This window comes from Glaciimonas sp. OK215 (genome assembly GCF_057787885.1).
The window spans coordinates 3,722,641-3,736,058 of record NZ_CM173544.1 but is presented as its reverse complement, the minus strand read 5'-3'; the positions used below and the strand labels follow the sequence as shown (position 1 = coordinate 3,736,058).

The following is a 13,418-nucleotide window of genomic DNA, read 5'->3' as shown; positions in this document are numbered from 1 at the left end:
CTGTCGGCTTTGGTTGCTGTCGGGCCAAGGAAGATTGCGGTGGCATTAGTCCATAGATATGGCAGGCGGTCGACCGTTCCGGGCTCCCACAGGCAGGCGCAGAGCGACCATAGTACCTTGCGCGGGCAGCGGGATCATCTTCAGTTCGGCGCCGCAATGACGTGCCCGTTCATGCATACCGGCAATGCCCCAGGATTCGCGCTCCTGCGTGTGGATCGGGCCGAGGCCATTGCCATTGTCCACTATCACGACGCTCAGCAATCCATCCTGCTGCTGCACCTTGATGTCGACGCGCGAGGCCTCGGCGTGACGCACAACATTTGTCAAGGCCTCCTGGACGATGCGAAACACCGCATTGCTGCATGCAGCATCCAGCTCGGCGGCGGCCGCTGCATCGTCGATATCGAATGTGCAGGTCAGTTCCGCCCGTTTTTCGATTTCGCCGGCATACCATTCAATCGCGGCCCAGACACCCAACTGGTCCAGCACGCTGGGCCGTAAATCCGTGATTATCCGGCGCACCGTAGCCACCGCGCTATCGGCTAGATCGGCCGCGTTAGTCAAATGTTCGTCCGCTGGCCTGCCTTGCCGCGCAGAGCGGTCCAGCGCCACCGAGAAATAGGCATTGATACCGGTCAGCACAACACCCAACTCGTCATGGATTTCCCGCGCGATACGCTTGCGTTCGTCCTCGCGAATATGTTCCTGGTGGGCGGCCAGACGACTGATGGCACGCTCAGCCTCCTTGCGCCGGGTGATTTCACGTTCGAGCAACTGCGCCTTGTGCTGCAGCTTCGCAATCGTCCTGTGAAAATCGTCGGGGTCGGCCGGCAGCGACTGGTACGCCTCACAGGGGCTGACATGCGAATGCGCCGAACAGATTGCATCGAATACCTGGGACTGCTCCTCGGTATCAAAAACAGCGGCCGGATAGGCGCACAGCAGCGAGAAAGTATGCTGCCTGGCAAGCTGGTTCCAGAGTGTTTCCAGCCGTAGTGCCGCCTGCGGCTTACCATCCGCGCACAACAATGCCACCATTTCCCCGAAGGCGTGCAACTGAAGTACGCCACCCTCCGTAGCCTGGGCAATGACGGTGCCCATCAGCACATTGAAGCGATCTTCATCAGGCCAGTCATCGACCATGAACTGCGCCAAGGTCTGGCGGGCGTCAAGCGAGATCAGCCGCTCGCGCGTATCGATGCCGTTGCTGTGAAGCCGTTCAGTGAATGCCACGCGATGCGCAGGGGTGGCGATCACGACTACGCTACCGCCGGCTTGTAGCGCTGCGCTCACGAAGTCGGCCACCCTCGCCACCAGAAATGTGTCGTGCTGGTAAAACTGCACTTCATGGGTACACATGAAAACCTCGCCAACGACTTGCCATAAATGCCGTTTATCTGCTGCTGAACCACGACCCAAGTGGTGCGGTATCGGTCATGCACCGGGCCGTGGCTTCACCGCTTGAATCTACACTAAGCGGGAGAGTAGGGGCGCTGTGCCCTTTCCCCCATGCAGCGTGCCACGCTTGCCCACAACCAGTCGCTACAATGACGCCGACATGCCGTTACGAAAAGCGGGTGCCAAATTTCCCGGCTGACCAGAAGATGGATTGCAAGGAATGGCTAATCGACGCCGCCAATGGTCGCCGTACCACACCCATGGATTGCTGGCCGGCTTTTTTTCTGCATAGAGTGACAGAAATTGCGCCCCAATGGCAAACCATTCTTCGCTCGATATGACCCGTTCCGCCAGCGGCAGCAATTCCTCTTCTTCTTTGGCTAATCGTTGCAGCAGGTTATTGCAATACAGTTCGACCGACGAATACAACTCTTTCACCTCAGTCACTCCACGATCAAACGCTTGCCGTACCCATTCCCTGACCGATTCGAGAATGCGCAGGCCGGCGGCACTTAACGATGCCAGTTCGGCCAGCAGCGCATCCGCTTCCTTGGTTGCATGCTGGAGCGCGGGAATCAGGTAAACCTCCACTTTGCGTCGATGGCAGGATGCATCGAGTCTGGCAAGCTGACTGACGACCGATTCAAGAATCACCGGGTCGGTGCGCTGCCTGTCCGCCGAGCTGTTCTGGAATAATTGCTGGACCGTCGATAAAAGGTTATGTGCCCTCTTTTGTTCCACTGAAAGACTGATAAGAGCGTAAGTAGTTGTTAGCATTTCGTCTCCTTCATTGTTATTAAACATGCCACCCAGAACAATATTGGGGGGAGTCAACAGAATCAGGTGAAATCAAAACAAACGTGGCTTGGAAGCAGTTGATGGTTGAAGCGGGATTGAAAGTATAGGACAAAAATCAGATCAAGAACGTTCAGCGCGCCTTCAAAGACTTTTCTTGAATGATCATGTCTTCAACACTGAAACTTAAGTAACACCAGTCAATTGCAGCGCTCTCTGAACACCGGCGAGGCCGCTCAGTGCGCCGCATTGACCGACAGGCTTTAGTACATATGCTGTCCGCCATTGATGGCGATATTCGCCCCGGTCACAAACGCCGCCTCATCCGCCGCCAGATAAGCGACCAGGCCGGCGACTTCCTCCGGCTTGCCCAGGCGCCCCATCGGAATCTGCGGAATGATCTTGCTGTCGAGTATGTCCGGCGCAATCGCCATCACCATCCTGGTGCCGATATACCCCGGCGAAATGGTGTTCACCGTCACGCCCTTGCGCGCCACTTCCAGCGCCAGCGCCTTGGTGAAGCCATGCATGCCGGCCTTGGCCGCCGCGTAGTTGCTTTGTCCGAACGCGCCTTTTTGCCCATTCACCGACGAGATGTTGATGATGCGCCCCCAGCCGCGCTCGACCATGCCATCGCACACCGGCTTGGTCATGTTGAATACGGAATCGAGATTGGTGTGCATCACCGCATCCCAGTTGGGCTTGTCCATTTTCTTGAAGGACATGTCGCGCGTGATACCGGCATTGTTGACCAGCACTTCAATCTGACCGATGTCCTGCTCGATGGTGCGGATGCATTCCCTGGCGGACTCGTAGTTGGCCACATCGCACCGATAGGCGCGGAAGTTGTAACCCTGTTGTTCCATCGACGCCAACCATTTGTTGGCCGTGGTATTCCCGGGCGAATAGGTCGTGATCACCCGGTGGCCCAGCGATGCCAGCTTGATACACACCGCTTCGCCTAAACCGCCCATACCGCCAGTCACCAATGCAATTCTTGCCATGTTGTTGTCTCCTGGTATTGTAGTTTGTGATGTCGTTGAAAATGACGCTGCTTGCTGAACGCCCGGCTTTCTGCTGCCCATGCTGCGTCAATGCACAGGCCACGCTTGACCATGGCGAACTGATCCCGCCGCCAGAGTTGTCCTGGCGGCATTTTTTTGCAATGCGGGTTCCGCTTGCGGCTTTGACCGTCAGGCGGCACTTGCTTTGGCAGTAGCGGCCGCTTTGGCTACAACTAGTGGAGTCTGGTTGGCTGCCGTCAGACCACTGTTGAGCACGCCGGCAGCCTGCTGCGCCTGCTTGGTCAATGCGTCGTAGCCCGCAGCGGTGTTGTCGATGGTGGACTTGATCAGTGAAAAAGTCTGTTCAAAGCCGGCCGGCGCATTTTTTGCGACTTCGTTCATCAGTGCCGTCCGGTTGCGGCGAATCTCTGCAATGGCCGCTTCCGTGGTTTTACTGAACTCTGCTTGCGTAGCGGAGGCGATACTTGCCACCTGGCGCCCATAGGCGAGCGCTTTTTCAACCGCCGGCTGGGCCGACACCGGTCCGAAAAGTTTCTCCGGGTCTTTGAGCGATAACCATTCCTGGGTAGCGGCGGTAGATTCCGCCAGCGACGCCTTCGCGACATCCAGGTTCAATGCGATCAGTTTGGACATGCCATCGAACGCACTGCTGGTCAACGCGGTGAACAGCGCGACCCGGGCCTCATGGTTGGTTTTTGCGGCGGCTGAAATTTGTTCAATGATAGTTGGCATGATCGTTACCTTTAATGGTTACAAAAAAGTGAAAAAATCACCGACGATATATTTCAATTCGCCCAGAAAAACGAGATCGAAGTATTTCAGCAGGTATGGTGGTGGGACACAGTAAACTTTTCCGACGAGTGGCAAGTTCTCTATTTCAGCAACAATAATGGGGACTCGGACAACGAACGCATCGTCGACACCGATGCGCCTCATCAAATAGGTGTTGTTTCTGCTCCGGGAAAAAAGCGCTGCGCAAGACGCTATCGACACCGCAGACGAAATCAAGTTGGAGTGTGAAGTATGCGCAAGTCGCACAAGTACTGCTATCGTTGTTGGCGGAACTCTTCTGTAGGGGAATCCCTGGAGTTTGTAGGGGTTCAACGACAAGCAAGCCCATGCCTTTCGGTATTTTATTGACGCAACTTTGTCCCTGAATATGCTACATTCATGACCGACCGATTGCCGCCACTCGCAGTCGGAATCTGGCAGATTCCACCACTGCCACGCGCGAGATGGAACATGGGTCGTTGTTTCTTATGGGGCAAGGTTGTCGACGGTGGAAAATCTACATGAACTTGAACAACTTTCAGCGGCGGTCGCTCAAGACAAGGGTGACGCTCACCACCTTGGCGATTTTCCTGGTGAGCATCTGGTTGCTGGCGTTCTATGCCAGCCGCACGCTGCGCGAGGATATGCAACGCCTGTTGGGCGAACAGCAGTTCTCGACGGCCTCTGTCATAGCCGCAGTGATCAACGACCGGCTGAAAGACCGGTTGAGTGCGCTGGAGTTAGTTGCCGCAAGCGTTAGCCCCGCCATGTTGGGCGATGCGGCGACCCTGCAGACATTTCTGGAGCAGCACCCGGCTCTTCAGGATCTGTTCAACGGTGGCGTCATTGCTTACCGACTGGATGGCAGCGCGATTGCCGAGGTGCCGCTTGCGGCAGGACGGATTGGCGTCAATTACATGGACGTTGATACCATTGCGGCTGCGCTCACGGAGGGTAAATCGACAATCGGCCGGCCGGTCATGGGCAAGATGCTGCGGGCGCCGGTTGTGGGCATGACGGTGCCCATTCGCGATACGCAGGGCAAAGTGATCGGTGCCTTGGCGGGGGTGACCAACCTGGGCAAATCCAATTTCCTGGACGTCGTCACAGACAGCCGCTACGGCAAGACCGGCGGTTATCTGCTTGTCGCGCGGCAGTACCGGATGGTGATCACCGCCACCGACAAAAGTCGCATCATGGAAACCCTCCCCGTCCCGGGCATCAATCCGTTGATCGACCGATTTATTCATGGCTACGAGGGTTCTGCGGTCGTCGTCAATCCACTCGGCGTGGAAGTCCTGGCTTCGGATAAAGGTATTCCCATCGCGGGTTGGCTAGTGGCAGCTGCATTGCCCACGGCAGAAGCCTTTGCCCCGATTCGCGCCATACAGCAACGCATGCTGATTGCCACGGTCTTCCTGACGCTGCTGGCGGGTGTCCTTACCTGGTGGATGTTAAGACGCCAACTTGCACCGCTGCTTGCCGCTGCGGCAACGCTGGCCACCCTGTCGGATACAAACCGGCGCCCACCGCCCTTGAACATTGCCAGACAGGATGAAATAGGGGAACTGATTGGGGGCTTCAATCGCCTGCTGGAAACCTTGGGACAACGGGAGACCTTGCTCAAGCAAATTCTTGATACGTCCAGCGTGGCGATCTTTGTGATCGATAAAGAGGGGCGCATCAGGCAAGCTAATCAGCGTATGGCCGAGATGTTCGGATCGTCTATTGAAGCGTTGGAGGGGAGAGAATACGTCGCCCTTGTGCCCTCTATGGAACGCGAGTTAGGGCGAGAGAAAATGCTGGCGCTGCTGTCTGGCGAAATTCCCTCGGTGGACTTGGACCGACTTTATTGGCGCGCGGACCAAACTGAATTCTGGGGCCACCTGACGGGAAGGTGTTTCTACGACGCCAGCGCCGAGGAACGTTGCCTCGTCGGCGTGATTGCGGACGTCACCGAGCGCAAGCAAGCGCAAGACGCGTTGCAGTTGGCGCAGGTGAAACTGCAAGAGCTGGTAGCTTATCAGGAGCGCATCAAGGAAAACGAGCGCATCCGCATCGCACGCGAAATCCATGACGAACTAGGTGGCGTGCTGACCGGCATCAGGGCCAACCTGTCGGTTGCCATGGATCAGGATGACCGCGCCGGTAACGCACCCAATCCACGCCTGCTCGATGCCTGTGCATTACTGGATGCAGCAGTAGATACGGTGCGCAGAGTGATCACGGACTTGCGCCCCAGCGTGCTGGATCAACTCGGGGTGTGGGCTGCGCTGGAATGGCTTGCCGCGCAAGCCGAAGCACGCAGCGGCTTCCGCTGCCACGTCAGCATAGATGCTTTTGTTGAGGAGGCCGTCATCGACGCGGAACGCAGCACGGCGCTGTTTCGTATCGTGCAGGAAACGCTCACCAACGTGGCGCGTCATGCCGACGCATCGCAAGTCGATATTCGGGTGATGCATGAAGATGGTTCGATCAGGATGGAGGTGGAAGATAACGGCAAGGGCATCGATGCCGGACACATACCTAACCGCCAGTCCTGGGGACTCGCCGGCATGGCTGAACGCGCACGCTATTTCGGAGGCGATATCAGGATTGCCGACACATCTCACGGCACCCTGGTGGCATTGCACTTGCCGCTGGAGAACCCGGAAGTGGACGCATACCGGACACAAACGAGCGGAAATGATGTCTAAATTGCTGCCGCAAAAAGAGGAAATGGACCAGCCTCGCACTGACGCGATCTTTTATGAACGGAACACAAGCGATGACGCCGATTGAGAACACCGAAGACCGCTATGGAGCTGTCGCGATCCTGCTCCACTGGTTAATGGCTTTGCTTATCATTGGACTCGCGGCATTGGGCCTTTACATGGTCACACTTCCAGATGTCGGTTTCAATACGAAAAAGATCACGTTGATTCTCTACCATAAGGAGTTTGGCTTGTCGGTGCTTGCTTTACTTGCAGGGCGCTTGGCTTGGCGTTTAACACATGTACTGCCACAACTGGTTGCGCACCTGCCGGATTGGCAAAAAATCGCCGCCCGATTTGTTCATCTTTCTTTTTACGCACTGATGTTCGCCTTGCCGATGACTGGATGGCTGATGTCTTCCGCCGCTGGTATCCCGGTGTCGTTCTTTGGCCTATTCACGCTGCCTGATTTCCTTCCGCATGACGACTATCTGTTTCAGCGATTCATCGATATCCACAAATGGTTCGGTTACGTGCTCATCCTTTTCATATTCGTCCATGTGGGCGCGGCGCTCAGGCATCATTTCGTATTCAAGGACGATACCTTACGCAAAATGCTGCCCTAAACAGTTTTCTCGACCACGAATTTGGCGAGTTCCCGCAATACTTTTTCCATAGCCTTATTGGCAGCCACGACTCCGGCGTAAGGGTTCCTTTCCCGCATGGGTTCGCGCACCGACACTTCCTTGGTCGCAATAACCTGATTCGTTGCCTCGCGACTCAGATAGAAACGCATCGTTAGCTGCAGCATCGCTGGCTCCGAAGTGAAGTCCTGCTTAAGTTCCAGGATTTCGGAACGAAGCGCGAAAGTGTGGTGACCGAAATGGGGGGGCGACAGAACTTCGCGAAAGTAGTGCGTGTTCCGAATTGTCTCAACGATTAAGGGAAGAATGAACTGCGCTGGCGTTTCGGCCCATTCATTCCTACTGAAATACGCGATTTGATAAGCCTGGGTCGTGTAGGCCATTTGCGTTGTGTCAAAGACCGGATTGCTCTCGGGGACCTGGACTAACAGCGTCGCAAAGTGAGTCTTTTCTTTGGGCAGGTCGAGCGGAATGCTGTTCAGCACATATTTTTTGGCAGCAATCTTGACCGGCGAGAACAGGGTACAACCCGAAAATAGGATGGCGCATAGTGCAACCAAAGCCATCCCAGCCATATCGACCTTCATTTCTCTTCCCCCGGCCCAAGCGGTGGCGGCGTGGTGCCGCGAATCAAGATCGATGGGTCTCGATTGATTTTGGTCGCTACGCCGGCGAAGGAACTGGACAGACCATCGAGATTGGACAGAGTCTTGTGCACTTCCGGCAAGATTTGCGTCTGGAGTGCTCTCACCGTGTCCTGGCTAGATTCCAGCAGTGGCGCAAAGCGATGACTCGCACGCTCGGTATTGGCAACGATAGAGTTTAGCTTCTTGGTATTTTCCGCCAGTGCTTTGGTCACTTGCTGCAAGCTGTCGGCCGATTGCTTCAGCGATGCCATGGTCTTCTTGTCGAGTATCGATTGCAGCAGATCGGTGACGACTTGTACATTTTGGTTCACTTGATTCAGCGTCGTATCGAGCGTCAAGAATTTGGACGGTGCCGCCGGTATTGTCGGATAAGGCTCGCCCGGTCGTGTTGCCAATGGCTGCGTATCGATGCCGACAACGTCTTCGATAGCAATGTAGACGTAGCCGGTAAATCCTCGCGTTGCGAGTCCACGGGAAGTAATCGTCGCGACACTGGCCGAAGAGATCGGAGCGGTCTTGTCAATACTCAACAAGATACTCACTGAATGCGGATGGACCAGCTTGATGCTTATCACCTTTCCCACATCGACGCCGTGGAATTCGACGGGAGCATCGGCGATGAGACCGGAGACGGCGTCCTGGGTAGATATCTGATAGTTCACGTATTTACTTACGGAAAAAAAATACCAGATTGCCCCAGCGACTATCGAGACAAGCAAGAACGCCACGAACGCGAGTCTCGCCTTCGTGTTGATATCGGTTTTCATCGCGTATCGCCTCCATGGCTGCCTTGGACATCGCCGCCCAAACGGGGACCTAGGGCCGGAGCCACGCTGATCCGCCATCCCTGCAACGTCCCCCTGTTTGCGAGAACAGCGTGGTGAGGCAAATTGCCACATAATGCAAGGCTTGCATTTTCGGCTTCTACTTTACTTATCCAGCCCGACTTTTCAAGTCAATTATGCCAAGAAATGGTACCACTACCATTTCGATTTAATTGGGATTTAAGCAAAATAAATTGTAGGAATGCACAATTTACGTAAGCCCGAATTAGGGGCGCCGCAGAAAATGGAAAAAATCGTACGATAAGGGCGAACCTGTCAGGTTGAAGTCTGAAACATCGCGCCGACTCTGTCAGAGAAATCCAGATGCTGCCCTAACGTGATTCGTGAACCATGTGAAGGATTTTGGCTTCTTTATTGCCGGTACGAGCATGCGCTCATGAAAGAAAATGGAAATTGGAAGATAACCAAAATCAAAATGACACCGGTTCATCAAGAAGGGAATCCGAATCTGATTGAGCAATTTTTAAAGGATAAGGAACATTCCAGCGCATCGTGACAACCGTGTGCGTTGTATTGGTGGACATTCTCCAGTCCGGTCCACATCCGCTCTGCCTGTCATAACGGAAGCAGCGGAGTGGTACGCACGAATGGCGTTGTTTATATGAAAACTTAATGGGTCTCGCTGGCCCCAACCCGGTCTCATATGCGCGCTGATTATTTTTAAACACGTATCCCGATGTAAGCGATTTCAAAGAATGCGCTATCATTTGCACAAATCATCATCCAGGTTTGAAGCAAATGGAAAAAATAGTCAGAATCAAGCGCAGTCGTAGCAGCCAGCGGGCGTCTGTAAACCTCAAAGATGTTGCGGAGCTTGCAAAAGTGTCGACTGCAACGGTTTCACGTGTCCTTACCGGTACTGCTGTGGTGAGCGACGAAGTGGCCGCCCGGGTTTCTCGTGCGTTGAAGGAATCCGGATACATGCCCAACGGTGCCGCCCGGGCGCTGGCTTCGCGCCGCACGATGACGATAGGCGCAATTGTCCCCAGTATCGAAAATGAAGGTTTTTCCGTTGCCATTTCGGCTTTGCAACGCGTACTGAATAAGGCGGATTACACGCTGCTGTTAGCTAGCTCGGGATATGACCCGGCAATGGAATTGCGCGAAGCGCAGATGCTTATCTCACGTGGGATCGACGGCATTGTTTTGGTTGGCGACGTGCATGATCCTGCGCTGATTCCTCTTTTGCAGAAGCAGGGCGTGCCCATTATCGAAACCTGGACATTGTCCGAAGATCTGCCTTGCGTGGGTTTCGATAACGCAGAAGCGGCACGTCAGATCACCGAATATCTGGTGAGTCTGGGTCATCAGCGGATTGCGGTGATTGCCGGGCAAATGCGCAATAACGATCGGGCTGCGGCACGTGTGGAGGGGATAAAGACCTGTTTGGAAAGTCATGGTTTGACTATTCAGACCGAGTGGCTGATTGAGCGCCCTTACCGCATTTTAGAGGGGCGGCACGCGATGCTGGAATTAATGGCCGCGCCAATCAAACCGACTGCCATTATTTGCGGTAACGACCAATTGGCCTTCGGCGCCTTGATCGGTGCTACTGCTTGCGGGATGTCGGTGCCGGGCGATGTCTCGGTAGTCGGTTTTAACGATATCGTGTATTCCGCGTATTTGGTGCCGTCTTTGACCACTATCCGGGTTCCGGCCGAAGAAATTGGCAATGCGGCGGGAAGTTTTTTGCTTTCCTCGTTGGCGGGAGAAGTGGCACCAAGAGTCACCGAAATTCCCGTAAGTCTGGTGGTCCGTGGCAGTACCGCGCCGCCGCCCGCCAACAATCCAAAGCGTAGCGCCGTAAAAAAAATCGCCTGATTATGCTGCATTGCGGCAGCCGCGTCCGGCCGCCGCAATGCCTGCGCTCAGGTTAGAAAAGGTGCCGCACACCTATTTGGAAGCCGTTCGCTGTACCGCCTGCGGTCGGCACGTTTCTGGTGATAGGACCGCCTGCGCTCAGCGCAAATGTAGCGCCACCGCTATTGCGCATGCTTGCTAATGTGCTGTATAGCATGGTTCGCTTCGACAAATCATAAGTGCCGATCAGACTAAGTTGCCGTACATCCTTGCCAGCGCCGCTTTCGTCGGTTGCCCAGCCGTATCCTGCCCCGATTGTGCCAGCCGCGGTGACGCGGTAATTTGCGGATATTGAGTAGCCTTTGTAATACGTGCCCGGCGTGTTGGTGGCAGCAGCAGCATTTAAATTGTTGCCGTGATAATAGGCCAGATAAATTTTTCCCTGGCCGTAATCGTAACTTCCACCCGCAAACGAAGACATGACTTTTTGATTGTTGTTGGCGCTGTTTTGCCTTGCAGTCGTTAAGCCAAGATATAGCGGTCCATTTTCATATTCTGCGGCAAGCATGTAAACATTCAGGCTGCTCTGGTTGGCGACTTGTTCTCCCAGACTGACGTGCGCCTGTACTTTGAAACCGCTGAAACTGGGCGACTGATAGCCGATCATATTGTCGTAACGGGGCGCATAACCAGAGATGTTATTCATGAACGAGCCGTATGTTGCCGCGTTAAAAGCGTCCATTTTTCCCAACATGTAAAACGCCGGTGAATTTTGGCGACCCGCCCGGATTTCTCCCTCGCTGCTGCTCAGACCTATCCATGACTGCCGGTTAAACAGGCGCGTTGAATCGGCTAAGCCACCCGAATCGGATGAAAAGCCGTTTTCGAGCACAAAGTTGGCTTTAAGGCCGCCACCCAGATCTTCAGTGCCGCGAAAGCCGAGGCGACTAGCCTGATACCCGCCGCTGTCGATCGAGACGACGTTGCCTTTTCCTGCGGCATTGGTATATCCGACATACGAATCCAGTACGCCATAGATAGTGACATTCGACTGCGCCAGGGCGGCACCGCTGCATACGAATCCTAAGGTGCTCATCATTATTACTTTCTTCATATTGCGTTTCCTCTCCATTGTTGTGTAATTTTCCATTGGTTCATTGCTAAATATCCGTTATCGACCTCCACCTCCTACCTCCATCAAAAAAAGCCCTGAAACAACAGGGCACGATCAATTTTTCTCTTGCGGCCAAGTCGCCGTTGCGTTGTTTTCGGCGTGTGCGGCGAGATTGGTGCATTACTTTATGTTGAAATGTAATCGCTTACAATGAAAAATAAAATACTGTAAAAATTTTATTTGTTTATCAATTAAGCGATATTTTTACGATTTTCATAGGCAAATATGGCGATTTTTATCATTGATCGCAAAATTATTTAGCCATTTACAGGGTCCGCATGTTGACATAGAAAATCTGAATCTGTATATTAAATGTAAGCGGTTACATTGAATAGAAAAATTTTAGGAAATACGAACAAATTTTTTGCGCCGGACGATGCGGTGCGGTCCAAGAAGCGTATTCAAGCCCGTGAATTTATGGGTTGGAAGAACTATATTTGATCTTTACGAATTATCTTGCGATCTTTGAAATTCTTCATAGTATAGATTCATTGCAAGCGATTACATTATGTGGCAACCATCCCATCAAGGAAAATGAATGCAATCATTTCTCGCATTGAAAGACCTCACCAAGCGCTATGGCAGTTTTACGGCGATCGACAATGTCTCTATGAGTGTCGATCAGGGGGAATTTCTTACACTTCTAGGACCTTCGGGCTCCGGTAAGACCACCATTTTGATGACGATTGCTGGCTTCGTCACGCCGGACTCGGGCGACATCTTGGTAAATGGCAAAGTCATCACGCCGTTGCCGCCCGAAAAGCGGAATTTCGGCATGGTCCTGCAGGGCTACGCGCTGTTCCCCCATCTTTCCGTATTCGACAACGTGGCGTTCTCATTGAATGTCCGCCGACGTCCTAAGGATGAGATCAGCGCAACCGTGCGTCAGGCTCTGGACATGGTCCAACTCGCGCATTTGGCAGATCGCATGCCCAAACAGCTTTCCGGCGGCCAGCAACAACGCGTTGCCATCGCCCGGGCGCTGGCGTTTAAGCCTGATGTGCTGTTGCTGGATGAGCCGATGAGCGCTCTCGACAAAAAATTGCGGGCGGAAGTACAGCAAGAACTGCGCGATTTGCATAAACGTCTGGGCATGACGTTTATCTGTGTCACGCACGATCAGGACGAAGCGCTTTCTCTTTCCGACCGGGTGGCCATTCTGCGCGATGGACGGATTGAACAGGTGGGCTCGCCCAAACAATTGTATGAGCAGCCCCGTAGCCGTTTTGTCGCGGACTTCCTGGGCCGCAGCAATTTCATAGAGGGGCGTGTACAGCATATTGATGCGGGCGGATTTACCTATTCTTGCGGTAATAGCATGTTCACGCAATCGCTGGATGGCATCGCGCCACCGGCTGCGAATGAATCGGTTTTAGTGGCGCTGCGCCCAGAGAAAGTATCCATCGGTGCGCAACCGTTTCGGCCCGGTGTGAATTGCGTGGAAGGCAAGATCGTTGCCGTTAGTTATGCCGGTATTCACGATCACGTGACCGTGCGTACCGTTCTTGGAATCGATCTGTCAGTGACCGTTCCCGCCAGAAAAGCCGAATTTTCGCCGGAGGAGGGCGCGACCGTCTGGCTGGGCTGGGGAGCGGACGAATCGATCCGGGTCGTCAATGGATAAGG

11 protein-coding genes are annotated in these 13,418 nt (G+C 54.1%); 4 read left to right on the top strand and 7 right to left on the bottom strand.

What is annotated here, in order from left to right; translation table 11 throughout:
- Positions 1 to 45 precede the first annotated feature (45 nt).
- From AC3CHX_RS17265 to phaP, 4 genes are all read right to left on the bottom strand, one after another.
- Positions 46 to 1,359, bottom strand: coding sequence for an MEDS domain-containing protein (locus AC3CHX_RS17265; RefSeq protein ID WP_488629260.1), 1,314 nt, complete (start codon positions 1,357 to 1,359; stop codon positions 46 to 48).
- 183 nt (positions 1,360 to 1,542) lie between these two features.
- Positions 1,543 to 2,175 carry a hypothetical protein gene (locus AC3CHX_RS17260; RefSeq protein WP_488629259.1) on the bottom strand — a complete coding sequence of 211 codons (633 nt, stop codon included), beginning with the start codon at positions 2,173 to 2,175 and terminating at the stop codon, positions 1,543 to 1,545.
- Positions 2,176 to 2,456: 281 nt separating this feature from the next.
- The gene (phbB, locus tag AC3CHX_RS17255; RefSeq protein ID WP_488629258.1) at positions 2,457 to 3,197 is read right to left on the bottom strand and encodes an acetoacetyl-CoA reductase; all 741 of its coding nucleotides are present in this window, start codon (positions 3,195 to 3,197) and stop codon (positions 2,457 to 2,459) included.
- Positions 3,198 to 3,386: 189 nt separating this feature from the next.
- Positions 3,387 to 3,950 (bottom strand): TIGR01841 family phasin, encoded by a 564-nt coding sequence (phaP, locus tag AC3CHX_RS17250; RefSeq protein ID WP_488629257.1) that lies wholly within the window; start codon positions 3,948 to 3,950, stop codon positions 3,387 to 3,389.
- A gap of 560 nt (positions 3,951 to 4,510) precedes the next feature.
- Here phaP and AC3CHX_RS17245 point away from each other — a divergent pair.
- Both AC3CHX_RS17245 and AC3CHX_RS17240 read left to right on the top strand, forming a co-directional pair.
- On the top strand, positions 4,511 to 6,685 hold the full coding sequence (locus AC3CHX_RS17245; RefSeq protein ID WP_488629256.1) for a PAS domain S-box protein: 2,175 nt from the start codon (positions 4,511 to 4,513) through the stop codon (positions 6,683 to 6,685).
- Positions 6,686 to 6,738: 53 nt separating this feature from the next.
- On the top strand, positions 6,739 to 7,308 hold the full coding sequence (locus AC3CHX_RS17240; RefSeq protein WP_488629255.1) for a cytochrome b: 570 nt from the start codon (positions 6,739 to 6,741) through the stop codon (positions 7,306 to 7,308).
- Here the strand turns inward: AC3CHX_RS17240 and AC3CHX_RS17235 are convergent.
- A complete protein-coding gene (locus tag AC3CHX_RS17235; protein WP_488629254.1) occupies positions 7,305 to 7,913 on the bottom strand; it encodes an ABC-type transport auxiliary lipoprotein family protein in 609 nt (202 codons plus the stop codon). The genes AC3CHX_RS17240 and AC3CHX_RS17235 overlap by 4 nt on opposite strands.
- On the bottom strand, positions 7,910 to 8,740 hold the full coding sequence (locus tag AC3CHX_RS17230) for an MlaD family protein (protein ID WP_488629253.1): 831 nt from the start codon (positions 8,738 to 8,740) through the stop codon (positions 7,910 to 7,912). The genes AC3CHX_RS17235 and AC3CHX_RS17230 overlap by 4 nt, the downstream gene beginning before the upstream one ends.
- An 816-nt stretch (positions 8,741 to 9,556) precedes the next feature.
- On the opposite strand from AC3CHX_RS17230, the gene AC3CHX_RS17225 reads away from it, so the two are divergent.
- Complete coding sequence (locus tag AC3CHX_RS17225; RefSeq protein WP_488629252.1) at positions 9,557 to 10,639, top strand: LacI family DNA-binding transcriptional regulator; 1,083 nt, start codon at positions 9,557 to 9,559, stop codon at positions 10,637 to 10,639.
- 52 nt (positions 10,640 to 10,691) lie between these two features.
- Here the strand turns inward: AC3CHX_RS17225 and AC3CHX_RS17220 are convergent, their stop codons facing one another.
- On the bottom strand, positions 10,692 to 11,732 hold the full coding sequence (locus tag AC3CHX_RS17220) for a porin (RefSeq protein WP_488629251.1): 1,041 nt from the start codon (positions 11,730 to 11,732) through the stop codon (positions 10,692 to 10,694).
- A 598-nt stretch (positions 11,733 to 12,330) separates the two neighbouring features.
- Between AC3CHX_RS17220 and AC3CHX_RS17215 the strand changes: the two genes are divergently transcribed.
- Positions 12,331 to 13,416, top strand: coding sequence for an ABC transporter ATP-binding protein (locus AC3CHX_RS17215; RefSeq protein WP_488629250.1), 1,086 nt, complete (start codon positions 12,331 to 12,333; stop codon positions 13,414 to 13,416).
- Positions 13,417 to 13,418: the final 2 nt, after the last annotated feature.

Excerpts from the sequence above, each read along its gene's own strand:
- AC3CHX_RS17265 (WP_488629260.1), bottom strand. The coding sequence starts at position 1,359 with ATGTGTACCCATGAAGTGCAGTTTTACCAGCACGACACATTTCTGGTG.
- AC3CHX_RS17260 (WP_488629259.1), bottom strand. The coding sequence starts at position 2,175 with ATGCTAACAACTACTTACGCTCTTATCAGTCTTTCAGTGGAACAAAAG.
- phbB (WP_488629258.1), bottom strand. The coding sequence starts at position 3,197 with ATGGCAAGAATTGCATTGGTGACTGGCGGTATGGGCGGTTTAGGCGAA.
- phaP (WP_488629257.1), bottom strand. The coding sequence starts at position 3,950 with ATGCCAACTATCATTGAACAAATTTCAGCCGCCGCAAAAACCAACCAT.
- AC3CHX_RS17245 (WP_488629256.1), top strand. The coding sequence starts at position 4,511 with ATGAACTTGAACAACTTTCAGCGGCGGTCGCTCAAGACAAGGGTGACG.
- AC3CHX_RS17240 (WP_488629255.1), top strand. The coding sequence starts at position 6,739 with ATGAACGGAACACAAGCGATGACGCCGATTGAGAACACCGAAGACCGC.
- AC3CHX_RS17235 (WP_488629254.1), bottom strand. The coding sequence starts at position 7,913 with ATGAAGGTCGATATGGCTGGGATGGCTTTGGTTGCACTATGCGCCATC.
- AC3CHX_RS17230 (WP_488629253.1), bottom strand. The coding sequence starts at position 8,740 with ATGAAAACCGATATCAACACGAAGGCGAGACTCGCGTTCGTGGCGTTC.
- AC3CHX_RS17225 (WP_488629252.1), top strand. The coding sequence starts at position 9,557 with ATGGAAAAAATAGTCAGAATCAAGCGCAGTCGTAGCAGCCAGCGGGCG.
- AC3CHX_RS17220 (WP_488629251.1), bottom strand. The coding sequence starts at position 11,732 with ATGAAGAAAGTAATAATGATGAGCACCTTAGGATTCGTATGCAGCGGT.
- AC3CHX_RS17215 (WP_488629250.1), top strand. The coding sequence starts at position 12,331 with ATGCAATCATTTCTCGCATTGAAAGACCTCACCAAGCGCTATGGCAGT.